This window comes from Haloarcula regularis, assembly GCF_029338315.1.
Classification (GTDB): domain Archaea; phylum Halobacteriota; class Halobacteria; order Halobacteriales; family Haloarculaceae; genus Haloarcula; species Haloarcula regularis.
Map to the genome: position 1 here is coordinate 1,801,153 of NZ_CP119794.1, position 16,706 is coordinate 1,817,858.

The following is a 16,706-nucleotide window of genomic DNA, read 5'->3' on the forward strand; positions in this document are numbered from 1 at the left end:
ACTGTCGTCTTTCACAGCCAGCAAGGAAGCAGGATATGATTTCGACAATATGCACAAAATTTAATATCTAACCAGTAAGCACACAAATATGGCTGCGACTGGTGCAGAGCAGTGTCCGAACTGTGGGACCCTGAACGAGTTTGGCTTACCGGACGAGGACGCGACAGTGAGCAAGGTGATAACACACTCGTCCAACTACGACAAAAATATCAGGTGCAAGGATTGCAACAAGTGGATAGCGATTCTCTTCGATTGAAATTCACGCGAACCCCAGCGAGAAGCGGTACGTCGGTTCCGTCCCCCAGAAGGCCGAAAAGCGAGATTGATAATTCGTACGCCAGGGATATCCGTTGGCAAAGCCCACCCGGGACGGTGACTGGCACCACCTGAGGACGCCATCGTCTCGAACCATCGGGAAATGTGAGTGGTATTTTATAATTTCGTCAAGCGCCCCTTCTCTCGTAGGGGGGATCAGAGTAAAACCAGCGTCGACACGCACGCCCGACGACGCCGCCGACGGTGCCCACGACGCCGCCCGAGAGAAAGCCCAGGCCACCACCGAGAGCCGAGAACGTGAGAATTCCCCCCTGGTAGTCGATCGGCTGGCCACCGGCGGGGGTCAGTTGCAGCGCGAAGACGAAGACGACCAGTCCCACGAGGACGCCGACAACCAGCACGCCCAGACCCGCGGCCAGGCCGCCGAGCAGGCCGCTCCGGACCCGGGTTCCGTTCAGGAAGTACCCGGTGGTGGCCCCGCCGAGGCCGACGGCCAACACGAGCGGGAGTGCGAAGACCCAGGTCGGGAGACCCGGTACCCACGCTCCGGACCGTCGCGAACCCCAGGATCGGGAGTGCCCCGAGCGTCACCGCGCCCAGGACGAGCGTGGCGACGACGCCCGCGACCACGCTGCCGACGGTGTCGAGCCTGCCCATATCGGGGTCCCCGACAGGCGACGGAATAAAGCAGGGGGACGAGGACGCCGCGCAATATAAACGACTCGCCGGTGGGTTCTGGTTCGGAAACGTTTATTCGCCGTCCGGTACCAGGTCGTGGTATGAAAATTCTTGTCACAGTCAAGCAGGTCGCGGTCGTCGACGACGAGTTCGAGATCGACGGACTCGGCATCGACGACCGGTACGTGACACACGATCTCAACGAGTGGGACGAGTACGCCGTCGAGGAGGCCGTCCAGATTCAAGAGGCCGCCGACGAAGACGTCGAGGTCGTGACGGTGACGGTGGGCCCGGAGGAGACCGAGGAGACGATCCGCCAGGCGCTGGCGAAGGGGGCCGACCGCGCGGTGCGGGTCTGGGACGACACGCTGGCGGAAGCCGGGTTGCTGGACCCGGCGACGAAGGCCCGCGTCGTCGAGGCCGTCGCCGACGAGGAGGATCCGGACCTCGTGCTCACGGGCGTGCAGTCGGCCGACGACGGCTTCGGCGCGACCGGCGTGACGCTGGCCGAGCGACTGGGCTTCGAGTGGGCCGCCGTCGTCAACGACCTCGACCTGGACCGCGAGGCCGGCGTCGCCGCCGTCCACCGCGAGTTAGAGGGCGGCATCGAGGAACTGGCCGACGTCCAGTTGCCCGCCGTCCTGACCATCCAGACCGGCATCAACGACCCGCGGTACGCCAGCCTCAGGGGGATTCGCCAGGCCCAGAGCAAGGAACTGGCCGTGAAGTCCCTCGAAGACACGGGCCTGTCGCCGGCCGACGTCGAGAGCCCGCTCGAACAGACCTCGCTGTACGAACCCACCAGCGAGAGCGACGCGACGGTCTTCGAGGGGAGCGCCGAGGAGACGGCCGCCGACCTCGCCGAGGTCCTCCGTGACGCGGGTGGCGAACTGATGACGGTACTGACCGTCGCCGAGCACCGCCGCGGCGAGCTCCGGCCGGTGAGCCTCGAACTGCTCAGCGTCGGGCGGTTGCTCGCCGAGGAGATGGACAGCGAGCACCACACCGCCGTCGTCGGCGGCGACGTGGAGACCTTCGGCCAGAAACTCGACCGCGAGGGCGTCGACACGGTCTACACCGTCGACGAGGGCGAGGAGTTCAACCACGACGTCTACGTCCAGGCGGTGACCCAGCTGGCCGAGGCCGTCGACCCGAGCCTGCTGGTGATGCCCAACACTGTCAACGGCCTCGACTACGCCCCCGCCGTCGCCAGCCGACTGGACCTGCCGCTGGTGACCGACGTCGTCGCCATCGACTCCGAGGAGGGACTGACGGCGACCCGCGAGCTGTACGGGTCCAAGACCGAGACCACCATCGACGTCCACGCCGAGGCGGCCGCGCTGACGGTCCGGCCCGGCGAGTGGCCCGCCGCGGAGGGCGTCGACGGTGCATCCGTCGAACCCTTCGAGGTCAGCATCGACGAATCGGCGGTGCGATCGACGGTCACCGGGTTCGAGGAGGTCGGCGGCGGCGACGTCGACATCACCGACGCCGACGTGCTCGTCTCGGTGGGGCGTGGCATCGGCGAGGAGGAGAACCTCGACCTCGCGTTCGACCTGGCCGAGGCGCTGGACGCGACGGTGTCGGCCTCTCGGCCGCTCATCGACAACGGCTGGCTCGAGAAGGACCGCCAGGTCGGCCAGTCGGGGAAGGTGGTCACGCCCGATGTCTACCTCGCCATCGGCATCTCCGGGGCTGTCCAGCACGTCGCCGGGATGAAGGGCGCCGACACCATCGTCGCCATCAACAAAGACCCCAACGCGCCCATCTTCGACATCGCCGACTACGGCATCGTCGACGACCTCTTCGACGTGGTGCCGGCGCTCATCGAGGAGTTCGGGGGGTAAATCCGCCCAAGCACGGACACCGAGCGGGTGGCCGTGAGCGCGCTCCGTCGCGCAAACCGGGGAAGGGCAGGCCCGTAACACGAGCATACCGCGCCGGAGGCGCGGTTTCTCGGAATCGCCGCGACGCGGCGATTCCGCCGTTTTTCGCCACCAGAAGACTCGCTTCGCTCGTCTTCTGAGCCTTGCTTCGCTTCGCTCAGCAAGACCACGTTTTTCAAGTCGAGCGGGACCAACTGTCCCGCTGACCATGCGAACGGGCGCTGAGCGCCCGTGAGCAGAGAGTGGTTCGCGCGAAGCGCGAACCCGACGTGGTTCGAAAGACGCGTAGCGTCTTTCGTCATCACGAGAGAGCGACGCTCTCTCGAACGACAGAAAAAGGTGGGTCGTCAGGTACTTTTCGGCCTGGTCCTAACCCCAGGGTGATGGAGTATCTCCACCGGCGTCGTGACCGCGTCGAGGAGCGACTGGAGGACGTCCTCGACGCCGTCGAGCCGTCGGCACTCGCCGACCAGGTCCGCCACGTGGCTCTCTCCGGGGGCAAGCGGGTGCGACCGACGGTGACGGTGCTGGTCTGTGAGGCGCTGGGCGGTGACCCCGAGGACGCCCTCGACTTTGCCGTCGGTATCGAACTGGTCCACAACGCGTCGCTGGTCATCGACGACATCATCGACGAGTCCGAACTCCGCCGCGGGACCCCTTCGGCGTGGGCAGCGTTCGGCCACGGGCCGGCAATCGTGGCCTCCGACGGCCTGCTGGGGGAAGCGTTCGCGCTCTTTTCGGCCGACGAGCGGGCGATGCAGACCGTCAGCGAGTCCATGGTCGAACTCGGCGAGGGCGAGGCGACCGAGCTCATCGCCCAGCCCACGAACGAGGCCGAGTACATGGAACTCGCGCGGCGCAAGACCGGGGCCCTGTTCCGCGCGGCGGCCGAGCTCGGTGCCATCGCGGCCGACGCCGACGCCTACACCGTCGAGACCATCGGCCGCTACGCTGAGCGGGTCGGCGTCGCCTTCCAGATGCGCGACGACGTGCTCGACGCGACGGCCGACGCGGAGACGCTGGGCAAGCCCACGGGGCACGACGCGGAGATGGAGCGGCCCTCGATCGTCGAGGTGACCGAGCTCACGGCCGAGGAGGCCGACCGGCGCGCTCGCGAGGAGTCGGAGAAGGCCCTGGAGGCGCTCGCGACCATCGATGCCCCGGAGTCCCAGTCGATGGACTACCTGCGTGACCTCGCGGAGTTCGTCGTCGTCCGCGAACGGTAGGGCTTTTGCCCGGCGCTGGCCAACGCTCGCCAATGACAGTCATCGGCATCGTCGGACTGCCCGGAAGCGGCAAGAGCGAGGCGGCGAACGTCGCCGTCGACATGGGGGTGCCGGTCGTGACGATGGGCGACGTCATCCGCCAGGAGTGTCGCGACCGGGGGCTGGACCCGGCGACGGACCACGGCAGGGTGGCGACCGCGCTCCGCGAGGAGAACGGCCCCGCGGCCATCGCCGAGCGGTCGTTGCCTATCATCGAGGAGCGCCGCAAGGACAGCGACACCGTCGTCGTCGACGGTATCCGTTCGGACGTGGAGGTCGAGGCGTTCCGCGAAGCCTTCGGCGAGGCGTTCCTGCTGGTCGAAGTCGACGCACCCTTCGAGGTCCGGGCCGAGCGCCTGGACCTGCGTGACCGGGACGCCGGCGCCGAGGACGGTGGCGAGCCACTCGAAGACCGTGACGAACGCGAACTGGGCTTCGGGATGGGCGAGGCCATGGCGATGGCCGACGTGACCATCGAGAACACCGAGACGCTCGCGGCCTTCCAGCGGACGGTCCGGACGCTCCTTCGGGACGGGCCGGAGGCGCTGGAATGAGCGCCGTCTACAGCGTCGACGTTCAGGTCACCGCACCGGTCAACGACACCGAGGTGACCGACCGGGTGGCCGACGCCATCTGCAACCTGTTCCCGGAAGCAGATCCCGAACACCGCCACGGCGAACTGCGCGCCGAGGTCCACTCGATGGACCAGTTCTCCGAGCTGCTCCACCGCCTAGAGATTCTCGACACCGCCCGCTCGGTCTTCTTCGACGCACTCGAGGGCGACACGTTCGCGTTCGACGTAAAGAAGCAGGCGGCCTTCGAGGGGCGCATCAACTTCGCCGTCGGCGAGCCCGCGGAGCTGGGCGACATCCACGTCCGCGTCCGGGTGCGCGAGCCCGACGCCGAGGCCTACATCGACTACGTCGCGCCGCCGACCGAAGACGGGACGCCGGTCGACTCCGAGCCATGAGGACCGCGCTCTGTTTCGACCTCGACGGGACGCTCGTCCACCGGACCGATCCCTACGAGGACGTGACCCGAGCGACGCTCGAGGCCCACGGCATCGAAGCCGACGACGCGCTCGTCCAGACGGCCGAGGAATCGTTCCTGTCGGCCTTCGAGGCGATGGAACCGGACCCGTTCCACCGGGCGATGGAGACGGCACGCGAGGCTGCCGGGGCCGACGCCGACCCGGCGGCGATGGTCGAGACGCTCCGCGAGCGGACCTACGAGACGACGACGGTGCCCGACGGCGCCCGCGAGAGTCTGGCGTCGCTCGGTGCCGACGACCCGCTGGCGGTCGTCACGAACGGCGTCCGCGAGTGGCAGCTGGGCAAACTCGACCACCACGACCTGACCGACCACTTCGACGTCGTCGTCGCCTCCTACGAGGCCGGTGCGCACAAGCCGGACCCGGCGCCGTTCGACCGCCTGCGCGACAACTTGCCGGCCGACGAGTACGTCATGGTCGGCGACGACTACGAGGCCGACGTCGAGGGCGCGCGAGCCGCCGGGTTCGTCCCCGTCCACTACGAGCGCGAGGCGGGCGACGCGGGCCCCGACCTCTGGGCGACCCTCCGGGCGCTCGTGTAGGTCAGAAGCCGCTGACGAAGATGGCGAGCCACTCGCCCACCTCGCGGTGCTTGGTGACCCGCACCTCCTCGACCCACTTGACCCACTGGAAGCCCCGGCGCCCGGGCGCGACCAGGCGCATCGGGAAGCCGTGGCCGTGCGAGAGACGCTCGCCGTCGACGTGCGTCGCGAGGACGGCATCGCGGGCCTCGTCGATGGGGAGGCTCCAGCGGTAGCCCGTGACCGAGCGGAACTGGACCCACGCCGCCGGGTCGTCCGGGTCGGCGGCATCCAGCAGGTCACCCACGCGGATGCCCTGCCACGCGTGGTCGGAGTACCACCCGCTCGTGCAGTCGAGCAGCCCCTGCCGCGTCGCGTCCGCCGAGAGGTCGTCGACACCGTACTCGGCGGGCGTCGAGACGCGACCCACCACCGACAGCGACCAGTCGGCCGGGTCGACCGGGTCCGGGTCGTCGGCGACCCAGCTGGTCACCGGGAAGCGGTTGCCCTCGCCGCTGCCCTCCTCGCGCGACCCCGTATACCGCCGAGCGGCCCCCGCGGTGTCCAGCAGATCGTTGACCGGTCGCTGGAACCGCCAAACGAGCGCGCCCGCGGTGACGACGCCGGCGTAGCGGAGGACGTCGCGACGACTGCCCACGGTGGCCCGCGTGGGCCGGTGGTAGCGATAGCGCAGGTGTGCGACCAGGAGGACGGGCGCGAGCAGGCCGAGGCCGACGTGGAGGTGAAAGAGCCCCACGGCCCCAGGTCGAGCGAGCCGCCGAACACCCACCAGACGCCGGTGGCCAGGGCCGCGGTCGCGTCGGCCGCGAGCAGCAAGGAGAGGACTCGCCGGCCGGTGAGCCGCGAGGGCGAGACACGGTGGGAGACACGCCACAGCTTCATCGGCACCAGCGCGACGAGTACCACCCCTGCGATGGCGTGGAGATCGATGATCCACGCGCCACGCGGCGTCCCGGCCCAGATGGTCGCCACGCCCGTCGCGAGCAGCGTCGTGACGGCGACAAAAAGGCTCCAGTCGACGGCGCGCGGCGACGGGACGACCCGGAGAACGTCCATGGCAGCCCTTAGCGCCGAACGGCCAAATACTGCCGGGCGGGTTCGGCAGCACGACTCTGCATCGGACTCGGACCGTCGGACCGCTGGCCGAGGGCGAGAGTGGCAGTTGTCGACGAACCGGGCCAGTCTCCGCCGTCGATGCGTCGGCACGGTCGTCGAGAACGGTCAAGTCACCGGAGGCCAGCTTCCCTTTCCAAATTCCGAACTCGTACCTCGTGAAGGGTAGCTTGTAGGGCCGAGTCGACCAGTCTGAGCCTATCCGCCTCTAATTCGGCCCCCGATCAGAAGAAACAGACCCGAGTTGCGCGCCTCAAGAGAATTTTATCGCCATTTTCGATTTGCTATCATCATATATAACTAGTATAGGTATAAAATGTTCTATCTATCTGCGGATTTGTCGATCTTATATCCATTTGAGGCCCCTCAGGATCCGGCCCGCAGTCTAATCAGGCCATCTCACCGTCGAACTCCGTTCCTGTCGAGACTATCGAGCGACCGGCCGGACGACGATGGGGTCCTCGGGTCGCGTCGTCACCGAGGGCTCGAGTTGCAGTTCGCGGTTCGAGAGCGACTCGAACCGGCCGCGCCGTGCGATCGTCGCGACGACAGGACTGGAGGAACGCGAGCGTGTGCCGACCGAAGTCGAGCGGACTTCCCAGGACTGGCACCCACTCGGGCCAGGGAGTGTCCGCTGCGTGGTCGCTGCGTTGCCCATGCACGAATAGAGTCAACCATCCGATATGAATGAACGGCCCGAAGCCGGCCCGAACGCACCGCCTGTGGACCCGGTATGCAGCGGTCTCGGCCAAATCACGAGGAGTGCACGGTGTCGGACTGCTCTCACACTCGGGATTTAATGTCCCAACCCCCGTAGTGTCAGCCCATGGTAACTTCGAGGGAACACGCAGGATGCTCTCCGGGAGTGTCGTGACGGTGGTGGGGGACGGTATCGGACGGACGCAGTCAGGCGGGTCCGGGAGCACTGACCTCGGACGGTGGCAACGTCTGAGCATCGGCAGCGAGATAGTCGGCGGAGCCCTCGTGGCACTCTCGGGCCTGGCGCTGTTCAGCGTGCTGAACGAACGGGAGTTCGAACTCCTCGCTCCGTTCGCGGTGGCCGGGTTTTTCCTGCTCGTGTTCGGGCTGTGGGCGTACCACGAGCGTCAGCAGGACTGGTTCGGCCGGCCTTCCAGGGTGAGTTTCTGGGCGATGTCTCTCGGGACTGTCGTCGCCGCAATCTCGCTTCCCATCGCCGAATACGGCCCCGGCGTCGCGTTCGTCGGCTTTCTGCTGGGACTGCTCGTGGCGATGCTCGGAGCGCTCGGCTTCGGCGTCGCGATGCTCCGGGCCGACGCCGGTCCTCGGGCGGCGGCCTGGCTTCTCATCCTTGCCCTCCCGGTCGGCGTCCCCCTCACGATCGCGTTTACCACGTACGTGATGGGAGAAGGGGCTGACCCCTGGGGCGGGCCGATGGCCTTCTACGGGCTCGCCTGGATTCTCCTGGGCACGCATCTCCGGCGGACTGTCGGCGGAGCAGCGTGAACCGACCACCGGTCGATAGAGTCCAGCCCGGCAGTTTCGTCTGATCGAAACGGTCGGTCCACGCTCGAGGGGACGACGCCACCGAGAGCGATACCTGGGTTCGTCGCGTGTCGAACGGACGGTCGCCGTAACCGATTTAATCGTCTCCCGAGTACCATCGCTGAATGAACAGCGGAGAGCGTCACGGCCGACCCATAGACGTACCGGCGGGGTTGACAGGGGCGACGGTGCTCGTCACCGGCGGCGCGGGGTTCATCGGGAGCCACATCGCCGACGCGCTCGTGGGCATGGCCGAGGTGCGCGTCCTCGACAATCTCTCGGTGGGGACCACGGAGCGACTCCCCGAGGACGTGACGTTCATCGAGGCGGACATCCGCAACCGGGAGGCAGTTCGAAACGCCGTCGAGGGCGTCGACGTGATATTCCACGAGGCGGGCAACGCCAGCGTCCAGCGGTCTATCGAGGAGCCAGCGGCGAGTCACCGGACGAACGTGGTGGGGTCGGCCGTCGTCCTCGACGCCGCCCGGGCGGTCGATGCCCGCGTCGTCTCGGCGTCGAGTACCGCTATCTACGGCCACCCGGAACAGGTCCCCATCGCGGAGTCGGCGCGGAAGGCGCCGACCTCGCCCTATGGCGTCGAGAAGCTCGCGCTCGACCGCGACACGGTGCTGTACAACGAGCTCTACGGCCTGCCGACGGTCAGTCTGCGCTACTTCAACGTCTACGGCCCCCGGCAGACCGCCAGCGAGTACAGCGGCGTCATCGACGTCTTCCTGCGGCAGGCCCAGGCCGGCGAGGACATCACCGTCGACGGCGGCGGGAGCCAGACCCGCGACTTCGTCCACGTCCGGGACGTCGTCCGGGCGAACCTGCTCGCGGCGGTGACCGACGCGGTCGGAACGGCGTTCAACGTCGGGACCGGCGAGAGCGTCTCCATCGAGTCGCTGGCGCGGACCGTCCGCGAGGTGACCGGGTCGTCCTCGGACCTGACCTACACCGACCCGCGTCCGGGCGACATCACCGAGAGTTGCGCCGATATCTCGAAGGCCCGCGAGCATCTCGGCTACGAACCGACCGTCTCGCTCGAGGACGGACTCGCAACACTCGTTCGGGGAGGCGTTCACTGAGTGATGGCTGGACCACTCTGGAGGAGGTTGTGCCTCCAGGGAGGAGGGCACTGCTTGGTATATCGGTGGGTTCGTTCAGTGCATCCGAGATCTGTTTGAGTGAGTCGTTCGACCGATTCAAACGTAGAAAACGGATTGTGCTGGGCTGGTACCGCGGATCAGTTCCGTTGGTTCGGTGGGTAATCAAAATCGTTTCGAACAAGCGTCGTGACCGCTTGCAGGCCTGAACAGCCGCCAGGAAGCCAGATGCAGGCCGAAAGGAGCGTCACAAATAGCTCGAAGAGATGGAGCAAGGTTGGGCTCGACGCGCCCGCGTGGTCTGTTCCACTGGCTCGTCACTACCTGGCCGAATAATTCGACGTTGAGTACTGTGAGCGGCACATCCGGCGATTGAAGTCAGCGGCCGGGTTGTCCTAGAAGACAGCCCGGCCGGAGAACTACGAGTCCGATGAGAGAACTCAAGAAGGCTTCAAAAGAGCGCGACAACCTAGACGGCGAATACACGATCTTAACTGTCGATCAGACGCGATAGGTACTCTCGACGCTGATCTATGCTTGGTTTCCAGAAGGAGAGCGCCCGTCACTCCCGCTGACGGGCGCGTGGGATAGCATCAAGTTTCTCGGTGGAGTCAGCGATGGCGAAGATAATCTCATTCGAAAAGATCCAAGGTGACTCCGAGTTTCGGTTGCTATTCCACGGTGAGAATAGTACTAAAGAGTGACTAGACGTTTGAGGGAACGCGGGCTCGGGCACGGACGTGTCGGAGGCCACGTTCCTTGACCGTGCCGCTGGTTCGTTCAACCACTGCGGCGGTTGTACGTCTCCTCCGGTGGTCAACGACCTCACTCTAGTTCGCTCATCAAGAGAGGTTCGTTCGTTGAGCGTAAGGCTTGTCGATGAACTCGGCATCGGACCCGTCAGGATGGGCGGTAAATCCGCCACTCGGCGTCACCGTTCCAGGCTCCAAGGCGAATCGACTGTAACCACGCCGCCGAGACGACTGGTGGTCCCGACGGACGTACCGCATCCCGAGATTCTTCGCCGCATTGTAATCTGTGTTCGCTTCTGTCACCCACTTCTGTCACTGGAGGTCATTGCGAGTCAGGCCATTCTCGTCAGTTGTGAGCCCACATTCTTCAGCGACACGTCGACAGCTCTGGATCATTTCGAGGAGTGGTGAGTACCACGGTGGCCGTTCTGACGAGAGAAAGACCTGGGCCCCCATCCCAGATCCAGACGACGGCCGCGACACCTGTCACACAGAGCTGGAAGAGCAACAGCGCCGACCGGAGGTCGGGACCGCTCGGCAGGTTCGTGGCCGCCCACTCGGGTTTCTGAGCCATTAACGTCGCGACCGTTTGATTGAAGCTGAGGAGTTCAACGACCGCTGGGCCCGAAATCTCGACCGGCCAGACGACGAAGCTCAGCTCCTCGAAATCCGTTCCGACTGTCCCCTGAAACGGATAGTTGATCCCATCGGCGATCGGATGGAGCAGCCAGCTCGCACAGAGCGCCACAAGTGCATCGCCGTCGCCGGTCCGTCGATAGAGCCAGAGACCAACGAGAAACACGATAGGACCGCCGATAAGCAGCGAATGGCCGGCCGTCCGCCCGTCGATCAACAGTCCCGACCACTGGAGGGGCTTATCGATTATATCGGGAAACATGGCCCCAACTACGACGAAGAGCGCCCCGAGTGAGGTGGGTGTTCTCCCTCGGACACGCGTGTACGAAGAGTACGCGAGGTAGCCGATCGCGAGATGGGCAGGCGGAAGCATTCAGTATCTACGAGGTGTACAGTAGCTGTACGCGTAGATACATTAGTAGCAGTGTTCTACCGAGAAGGGTACCGGAGCCACCTGCTCCGGTTGACCGACCAAGTCCGTTCCAGTCTCAGGCGGATATAGTAAGGAAAGATTTCTAGTAGCTGAACATACGTTCTCATTCGTAAATCGGGTTTGAATGGTATGTATACTGCCAGTAGATGAGGTTCGGATGGCGTTAATGAACTGCCACTGTGCAACAACCTCTTTAATAAGAAATTCGCTTTCTCCTGTCGTACAATGCGTACACAGAACAGGCTCATTACGGGATCTTCGGCCATCGAAGGTCCGAAGCCCGACAACTGGGTGGGGACCATCGGTAGTCGCGTAATGCCGACCGGCTCCTGGCTCACGGATGTGTCTCCGTCAGGCACTCGTTTGGTAACTGTCTGCCGGCTCGTGACAGACGCACTGTTCTGAGACAATGAGAGGTACCCGTACATAATGACGACAGAAAACCACGAACTGAATACGCCGTCGAAAGGGACGCTGAGCTGGGACGCTCCACTGAACGAAAATTTCCGTCTAATCGATACGGACACAGAGGTGCGAGACGTCGAAGGAAACCTCGACCAGTACACGCCGACGCTGCGAAGTTCTTCTCAACTGACACCGGGGTTCGATACATCGGTGACGGGAGCCAGTGGGTCACCCTACCGACACAAGCCCCGCAGACGGTTGTCGCTCCGAGCTACACGAGCGACCCCGACGCGGCGAGCAACGGCGAGATCTGGTACCGATCGGACATCGACGAGTTCCGGACGCAGGTCGGGGACAGCACCGAGACCGTCGCAGCTGGTGACGGGTCGACAACCTCGACGTCGACTGGAACGGCGCTCGTCGCGAACTCGCTGGATACGGATTCGGAGATCGACTCCTTTTTCGTCGAGACCCAGACCAACCGTGCGAAGGTAACGGCCGTTTCGTCCCCGTCGACAGAAGGGAGCGGTGCGATGCGTATCAATCAGGACGCAGACGCCGACAACACCTTCTACGGGACTGAGGGGTTCCACTACCTCGACGACCGGTCGGAGTATCCCTCTGATGGGCTCGAACAGTGTCACCTTCGCTACTGGGTCCAGCTGGATACGAACTACGATATCGACAATCCGTGGGCCGGAGAGCAGGCGGGGAAGGGATTCCCCGGCTTCGACGGTCGCTGGGAAGACGACGCCTCCGAGAACCGCGACCCGTGGCTGGTCAACGGGGCGATCTGGTCGGCTGATGCGATCGGTGCGTCGGCAGACGATTGGCTCCTGTCGTACTATATCTACGACCGCAAGACGAATATCGGCGACAGCGGTCGGACGTACCACCCGTCGCGAGCACTGAAAAAGGGCCAGTGGTACCAGATCGACCGCTTCGTCGACGTAACGAACAACGTCCTCAAACAGTGGTACGACGGCGAGCTGGTAATCGACTTAGACAGCAGCGACGTCGAGTTCTCCCCCGCCCCGAGCCCGTACGACAGGGTGTACGCGATCCGCAACCTGTTCTACTACGGCGGTGGGTGGGGCGCCCCGGACGGCTCGGGCGACAACTACGCGTACATCGACAATATCCAGACGTTCGACTCCGAGCAGACACCCTGAACCGACCGAACAACAGACATCCAATACACGAACCCGAGACAATGACTGAAAATCACAACCTCACCGAACCCGCAGCAGGCACGACAGACTGGCACATCCCGCTCAACGAGAACTTCGCGAGGATCGACACGAATCTCGAGATCCGTGACGTGGAAGCGAACCTCGGAGAGTACACGCCGAAATCCGGCGCGAAATTCCTCGCGACGGACACCGGGACACGGTACCTCGGGGACGGGAGCGAGTGGACCGTTGCGCCGGTTCACCTTCCCGACGTCCTCGATGCGCCGGCGTACTCCGGCGAGAACCCTACTGACGCCACAGCCGGCGAGCTCTGGTACCGATCGGATCTCGACGCGCTTCTGGGCCAGTTCGAGAGCGGGGTCGTTGACCTAGTGTCCGGTGAAATCGTCTCGACCACGGACTCGACCGATTCGACCGACTCAACTGACTCGACCGATTCGACCACGACGAGCCACGAGCTGAAGTTCACCGCTGCAGACGGCGCGAGCTGGGACACGTACACCGCCGGTATCGACGGCACGGTCACGAACACTGAGAACACGAACACCGGTGATACGATCTCCGAACAGTCCGACGGGACACTGCTCATCGAAGGTGGCATGATGGGTGGCAAGGATCCCGAAATCTACGACTTCGACGGCGAACTGTTGAGCCTGTCCATGCAACTTGACGGCACGGCGTACCTGGACGGCACTGCGATAGACCCCGCCGACTACTGACCCGGTCGTCAGAGGACTCGGCGCGGTCCAGATTCATTCCCGTCGGGGCACCGTGAGAGCAAAGCAGTCTCGTCCGGACGGCCGACCCCGAATCAGCGCCCTCTGTACTTTCGTGAGAGGTATGCGGCGGCAATGTCCGGATTCGCAGCCGCGGACTCAAGCATGCCGACTGCTTTTTTCACTTTCACCGCGTGGCGTTTCCAGTCGGTAAACGAGTTGTACGGAAACTGTTCGAGTTCTGGCCAGCACTGACCGATGATGCGGTGGGGCAACTGGTCGGCGTGACGCCAGTCTGGGTCCAGTCGGTGTGTGGTTTCGATAATCGGGCGGAAACAGTACGGACGGATGTGATCGACTGTCGGGCGGAAGCCGAGATGCTGTGGCCCGGCCCAGTTCCCGAGACGGTGCTCCTGGTGTGCGAGATCGAGGGTAGTGTAGGTGTCGAACTGAGAAACACCCTCGAACCACGGTTCCAGCGACGCGGCCAGTGCTGGATGGTCCGGCTTGTTGTACCGAGTGAGGATATCTCGGGGTCCGATCTCGGTGTCGCTGTCGTCCCCGTCCTGCCAGAGGTAGCTCCGCCCGATTTCGCCGCCGAGCCCACCGATTTCGGCGTCCGCGTCGAGTTGCCACATCGTCGTGTAAGTCTCTTTGACCGCCGAGCCGACGGTGTAACCGGTCTGCTCGGACCACGTCCGTTCCTCCCTGGCCGAGGATTCGATGACCGAGAGCGGCGTCCATCTGAGACCGAGCTCCCTAGTAATCCGTTGTGCGATGTGTCGATCTACTTCCCAATCGCTATCGCCGATCGTGAACATCCCGATCCTTCCGGCCTTCGCCAGGGGTTTCGCCGTGGCCAGTAGCGTCCGGGAGTCTTTGCCCGCTGTCAGCGACAGTTGTGGGTTCGCGTACGTGTCGTCGATGTAATCGAAGACCGAACGGAGGTGGCCGACAATGGATTCGACCCGGGCTTCCAACGCCTCCGGGGATCGAGTCACCGGTTCAGACGGCCAGAATCGGCGTGAGTCCCACATCCGAAGATCGAGATAGTGGTTCGGAAGGACCCGCTCGACGCCGTCGTAGTACGTCACTGTGCCGGGGATCCAGGTGTTGTCACCACGCGAGACGAGCGGCCACTTGATCGAGTCGTACAGGTCTTGTCGAAACCGTTCCTCGTGAGTGACACCAGGGATTGCGAGCGGCGAGGACGCGACGGTCCGACAGTTGCGGTCAAACACGACCGGCAGGGCTCCGATCGGATCAGTGTACACCCGCGCGCCACTGCCACAGTGGAGGACGCCAACGAAGCGACCGAGCAGCGGACGGAGACCAGTCTCGAACGCCGCCTCGAGTGGTGCCGACTCGTCGTCGGAGTCGAGGACTATCGACCCGTCACGGAACGTCTCGTAAGGGTCGAGAATCGTCCCGAAAACCAAACCGACATCGTCATCCTCGGAGACGACTGGGATGACGGTGAATTCGGTGTCGACGACGAGATGCCAACCGTTCGACTCGACGTGGCGATATCCTTCCGGGATCGATGTCGGGATCAGGAGCGAGGTAGTACTGCTGGTCGTACGCCGGGACCTGTGACATTGCGTTATCGGTGTTCTTCGGGAGCGGTTGTATGTGAATCGCTACTGATTGCCGAGCTCTCAGAGATAACCCAGCTCCGCCAGGCGGTCTTTCGTGTTGTCGTCGATGTCCTCTCGGTCGGCATACGAGGTCGCCTTATCGATGCTCTCACAGAACTCTTGGAGCCTGATCGAGAAGTGCTGGGTTGCCCAGTCAGGGATCGACACATCGGAATTCTCCTGCTCCTGCCAGTTCGGTCGATCGCGGTCCAGTCGGTACCGGGCACTGCCCCCCAGCGAGTCCCACAGCACCTTCGTGTCGTCGCTGATCACGCACCGCTGGGCCCGCGAGTAGTAGTCAATCTCCTCCTCGGAGACGTACGGCTGGAGTTCGTCCATGTAGCCGTTGATGAGCTCTGCCGGGACGGCATCTCGAAAGACGTCCTTGCGCTGACCTGTGGCGAGCGACTCGATGAGATCGCCCATCTCAAGCTGGCTAACGTAGTCGAGTTCTTCGGCCTCGTACAGTCCCTCCGGCGGGTTCACAATATACAGCGGCACGTGTAAGAGCCCTTCCGAGAGGCTGCTCTTGTGCCCGAAGTAGTGGTTTCCGACTCGTAGCCGATGTTCTCCCCGTGGTCGGCGGTGATGATGAACGTCGTCTCGCGCCTGGTTTCAGCCTGGATCTCCGAGATGAGGTCCGTCACCGTACGGTCGAGATAGTCGATAGATGCGGCGTAGAGCTGGCGATAGTTCGAGATGAACTCGTCGTACTGCTGGGTGGCCCCGTCGATGTTGAAGGTGATCTCGTCCTGGTGTTCGAACGCCAGCGACGACCAGGACATCGGCACGTCGTGGAGCGATCTATCGTACCCGATAATGTGTTGCATCGGAGAGTGAGCGTCCATGAAATTCGTGAAACAGAAAAACGGCTGGTCGTCGTCGCCTGTGCGCTTCCCGATCTCTCGCGAGACGGTCGCAGCGCCGTCGTCAAAGGGCTTCGGAACGGGGAGCTTCGAGACCGAGCGATTCAACTGTGCGAACGCGCCGTTTGCGAGGCTCTGGACGGTGTTGTCCCGATGGAACGCGGCCTTGAGAAAGTCGAGATACATCTTGACTCCGGTCTCGTCGCACTCGTCATAGACGAACTGGGAGAGGTCCATTCCGTCTTGGAACCGTCGCTGTCGGGAGACGTTCACGAAGTCGTCGAAGAAGCGCCCGAAGCCGAACTCGGAACTCGCCCACGGGTTAGCGCTCACACCGAAGCTCCGGTGGTCCGGCAGCGACGACAGGAACGTCTCGTCTTCGTCGATGTGGTCGTATCGGACGCTGGTGTACGTGATGCCGCTCTCGTGTGGCAACTGTCCGGTGAGAATCGCGCTGTGGCTCGGGACGCTGCAAGAACTGCCGGCCCGACACTGCTCGAAACTCACGTCCGCCGCGCGCTGGAGCCGCGGGGCGTACTCGTCAAAATAGTCTTTTCGGACGGCGTCTAAAATAATGAGAGCGACGTTTCGTGACATCTGCCCGCATATTGTCATACCATTATCATA

At 64.0% G+C, this 16,706-nt stretch carries 16 protein-coding genes and 4 pseudogenes; 12 read left to right on the forward strand and 8 right to left on the reverse strand.

Annotation, left to right across the window (positions count from 1 at the left end; translation table 11 throughout):
• Positions 1-88 precede the first annotated feature (88 nt).
• Positions 89-256 (forward strand): hypothetical protein, encoded by a 168-nt coding sequence (locus tag P1N55_RS09755; protein ID WP_276275447.1) that lies wholly within the window; start codon positions 89-91, stop codon positions 254-256.
• 187 nt (positions 257-443) lie between these two features.
• Here the strand turns inward: P1N55_RS09755 and P1N55_RS09760 are convergent, their stop codons facing one another.
• Entirely contained in the window at positions 444-776 is a 333-nt protein-coding gene (locus tag P1N55_RS09760; protein ID WP_276275448.1) for a hypothetical protein, read from the reverse strand.
• Between the two features lie 279 nt (positions 777-1,055).
• Here P1N55_RS09760 and P1N55_RS09765 point away from each other — a divergent pair.
• The 6 genes and pseudogenes from P1N55_RS09765 to P1N55_RS09790 all read left to right on the forward strand — a co-directional run.
• Positions 1,056-1,838, forward strand: a pseudogene (locus P1N55_RS09765) (electron transfer flavoprotein subunit beta/FixA family protein); the annotation flags it as partial.
• Positions 1,839-1,847: 9 nt separating this feature from the next.
• The gene (locus P1N55_RS09770; protein WP_276278703.1) at positions 1,848-2,801 is read left to right on the forward strand and encodes an electron transfer flavoprotein subunit alpha/FixB family protein; all 954 of its coding nucleotides are present in this window, start codon (positions 1,848-1,850) and stop codon (positions 2,799-2,801) included.
• Positions 2,802-3,223: 422 nt separating this feature from the next.
• The gene (locus P1N55_RS09775) at positions 3,224-4,066 is read left to right on the forward strand and encodes a polyprenyl synthetase family protein (RefSeq protein ID WP_276275449.1); all 843 of its coding nucleotides are present in this window, start codon (positions 3,224-3,226) and stop codon (positions 4,064-4,066) included.
• Between the two features lie 32 nt (positions 4,067-4,098).
• Positions 4,099-4,659 carry an AAA family ATPase gene (locus P1N55_RS09780; protein WP_276275450.1) on the forward strand — a complete coding sequence of 187 codons (561 nt, stop codon included), beginning with the start codon at positions 4,099-4,101 and terminating at the stop codon, positions 4,657-4,659.
• A complete protein-coding gene (locus P1N55_RS09785; protein ID WP_276275451.1) occupies positions 4,656-5,075 on the forward strand; it encodes an RNA-binding domain-containing protein in 420 nt (139 codons plus the stop codon). Before P1N55_RS09780 ends, P1N55_RS09785 begins: the two co-directional genes overlap by 4 nt.
• Positions 5,072-5,698, forward strand: a complete 627-nt coding sequence (locus P1N55_RS09790) for an HAD family hydrolase (protein ID WP_276275452.1) — start codon at positions 5,072-5,074, stop codon at positions 5,696-5,698. Before P1N55_RS09785 ends, P1N55_RS09790 begins: the two co-directional genes overlap by 4 nt.
• Position 5,699: 1 nt before the next feature.
• Here P1N55_RS09790 and P1N55_RS09795 read toward each other — a convergent pair.
• Both P1N55_RS09795 and P1N55_RS09800 read right to left on the reverse strand, forming a co-directional pair.
• Positions 5,700-6,754: pseudogene (locus P1N55_RS09795) on the reverse strand (molybdopterin-dependent oxidoreductase).
• A 484-nt stretch (positions 6,755-7,238) separates the two neighbouring features.
• Positions 7,239-7,469: a hypothetical protein gene (locus tag P1N55_RS09800; RefSeq protein ID WP_276275453.1), complete on the reverse strand. Its 231-nt coding sequence runs from the start codon at positions 7,467-7,469 to the stop codon at positions 7,239-7,241.
• A 194-nt stretch (positions 7,470-7,663) separates the two neighbouring features.
• Between P1N55_RS09800 and P1N55_RS09805 the strand changes: the two genes are divergently transcribed.
• The 3 genes and pseudogenes from P1N55_RS09805 to P1N55_RS09815 all read left to right on the forward strand — a co-directional run.
• A complete protein-coding gene (locus P1N55_RS09805; protein WP_276275454.1) occupies positions 7,664-8,296 on the forward strand; it encodes a hypothetical protein in 633 nt (210 codons plus the stop codon).
• Between the two features lie 164 nt (positions 8,297-8,460).
• The gene (locus P1N55_RS09810; protein WP_276275455.1) at positions 8,461-9,423 is read left to right on the forward strand and encodes an NAD-dependent epimerase/dehydratase family protein; all 963 of its coding nucleotides are present in this window, start codon (positions 8,461-8,463) and stop codon (positions 9,421-9,423) included.
• A gap of 291 nt (positions 9,424-9,714) precedes the next feature.
• Positions 9,715-10,060 (forward strand): annotated as a pseudogene (locus P1N55_RS09815) (winged helix-turn-helix domain-containing protein); the annotation flags it as partial.
• 223 nt (positions 10,061-10,283) lie between these two features.
• On the opposite strand, the pseudogene P1N55_RS19730 reads toward P1N55_RS09815, so the two are convergent.
• Both P1N55_RS19730 and P1N55_RS09820 read right to left on the reverse strand, forming a co-directional pair.
• Positions 10,284-10,559: pseudogene (locus tag P1N55_RS19730) on the reverse strand (hypothetical protein); the annotation flags it as partial.
• A gap of 1 nt (position 10,560) precedes the next feature.
• Positions 10,561-11,202 carry a metal-dependent hydrolase gene (locus tag P1N55_RS09820; protein WP_276275456.1) on the reverse strand — a complete coding sequence of 214 codons (642 nt, stop codon included), beginning with the start codon at positions 11,200-11,202 and terminating at the stop codon, positions 10,561-10,563.
• A 998-nt stretch (positions 11,203-12,200) separates the two neighbouring features.
• Between P1N55_RS09820 and P1N55_RS09825 the strand changes: the two genes are divergently transcribed.
• On the forward strand, positions 12,201-12,839 hold the full coding sequence (locus P1N55_RS09825) for a hypothetical protein (RefSeq protein ID WP_276275457.1): 639 nt from the start codon (positions 12,201-12,203) through the stop codon (positions 12,837-12,839).
• A gap of 41 nt (positions 12,840-12,880) precedes the next feature.
• Complete coding sequence (locus P1N55_RS19940) at positions 12,881-13,579, forward strand: hypothetical protein (RefSeq protein ID WP_379690072.1); 699 nt, start codon at positions 12,881-12,883, stop codon at positions 13,577-13,579.
• A 92-nt stretch (positions 13,580-13,671) separates the two neighbouring features.
• On the opposite strand, the gene P1N55_RS09835 is transcribed toward P1N55_RS19940, so the two are convergent.
• The 3 genes from P1N55_RS09835 to P1N55_RS09845 form a co-directional block, all read right to left on the reverse strand.
• A complete protein-coding gene (locus P1N55_RS09835) occupies positions 13,672-14,670 on the reverse strand; it encodes a hypothetical protein (protein WP_276275458.1) in 999 nt (332 codons plus the stop codon).
• 564 nt (positions 14,671-15,234) lie between these two features.
• Entirely contained in the window at positions 15,235-15,714 is a 480-nt protein-coding gene (locus P1N55_RS09840) for a hypothetical protein (protein ID WP_276275459.1), read from the reverse strand.
• On the reverse strand, positions 15,696-16,676 hold the full coding sequence (locus P1N55_RS09845; protein WP_276275460.1) for a sulfatase-like hydrolase/transferase: 981 nt from the start codon (positions 16,674-16,676) through the stop codon (positions 15,696-15,698). Before P1N55_RS09845 ends, P1N55_RS09840 begins: the two co-directional genes overlap by 19 nt.
• Between the last annotated feature and the right edge of the window lie 30 nt (positions 16,677-16,706).

Excerpts from the sequence above, each read along its gene's own strand:
- P1N55_RS09755 (WP_276275447.1), top strand. The coding sequence starts at position 89 with ATGGCTGCGACTGGTGCAGAGCAGTGTCCGAACTGTGGGACCCTGAAC.
- P1N55_RS09770 (WP_276278703.1), top strand. The coding sequence starts at position 1,848 with ATGACGGTACTGACCGTCGCCGAGCACCGCCGCGGCGAGCTCCGGCCG.
- P1N55_RS09775 (WP_276275449.1), top strand. The coding sequence starts at position 3,224 with ATGGAGTATCTCCACCGGCGTCGTGACCGCGTCGAGGAGCGACTGGAG.
- P1N55_RS09780 (WP_276275450.1), top strand. The coding sequence starts at position 4,099 with ATGACAGTCATCGGCATCGTCGGACTGCCCGGAAGCGGCAAGAGCGAG.
- P1N55_RS09785 (WP_276275451.1), top strand. The coding sequence starts at position 4,656 with ATGAGCGCCGTCTACAGCGTCGACGTTCAGGTCACCGCACCGGTCAAC.
- P1N55_RS09790 (WP_276275452.1), top strand. The coding sequence starts at position 5,072 with ATGAGGACCGCGCTCTGTTTCGACCTCGACGGGACGCTCGTCCACCGG.
- P1N55_RS09800 (WP_276275453.1), bottom strand. The coding sequence starts at position 7,469 with ATGGGCAACGCAGCGACCACGCAGCGGACACTCCCTGGCCCGAGTGGG.
- P1N55_RS09805 (WP_276275454.1), top strand. The coding sequence starts at position 7,664 with ATGCTCTCCGGGAGTGTCGTGACGGTGGTGGGGGACGGTATCGGACGG.
- P1N55_RS09810 (WP_276275455.1), top strand. The coding sequence starts at position 8,461 with ATGAACAGCGGAGAGCGTCACGGCCGACCCATAGACGTACCGGCGGGG.
- P1N55_RS09820 (WP_276275456.1), bottom strand. The coding sequence starts at position 11,202 with ATGCTTCCGCCTGCCCATCTCGCGATCGGCTACCTCGCGTACTCTTCG.
- P1N55_RS09825 (WP_276275457.1), top strand. The coding sequence starts at position 12,201 with ATGCGTATCAATCAGGACGCAGACGCCGACAACACCTTCTACGGGACT.
- P1N55_RS19940 (WP_379690072.1), top strand. The coding sequence starts at position 12,881 with ATGACTGAAAATCACAACCTCACCGAACCCGCAGCAGGCACGACAGAC.
- P1N55_RS09845 (WP_276275460.1), bottom strand. The coding sequence starts at position 16,676 with ATGTCACGAAACGTCGCTCTCATTATTTTAGACGCCGTCCGAAAAGAC.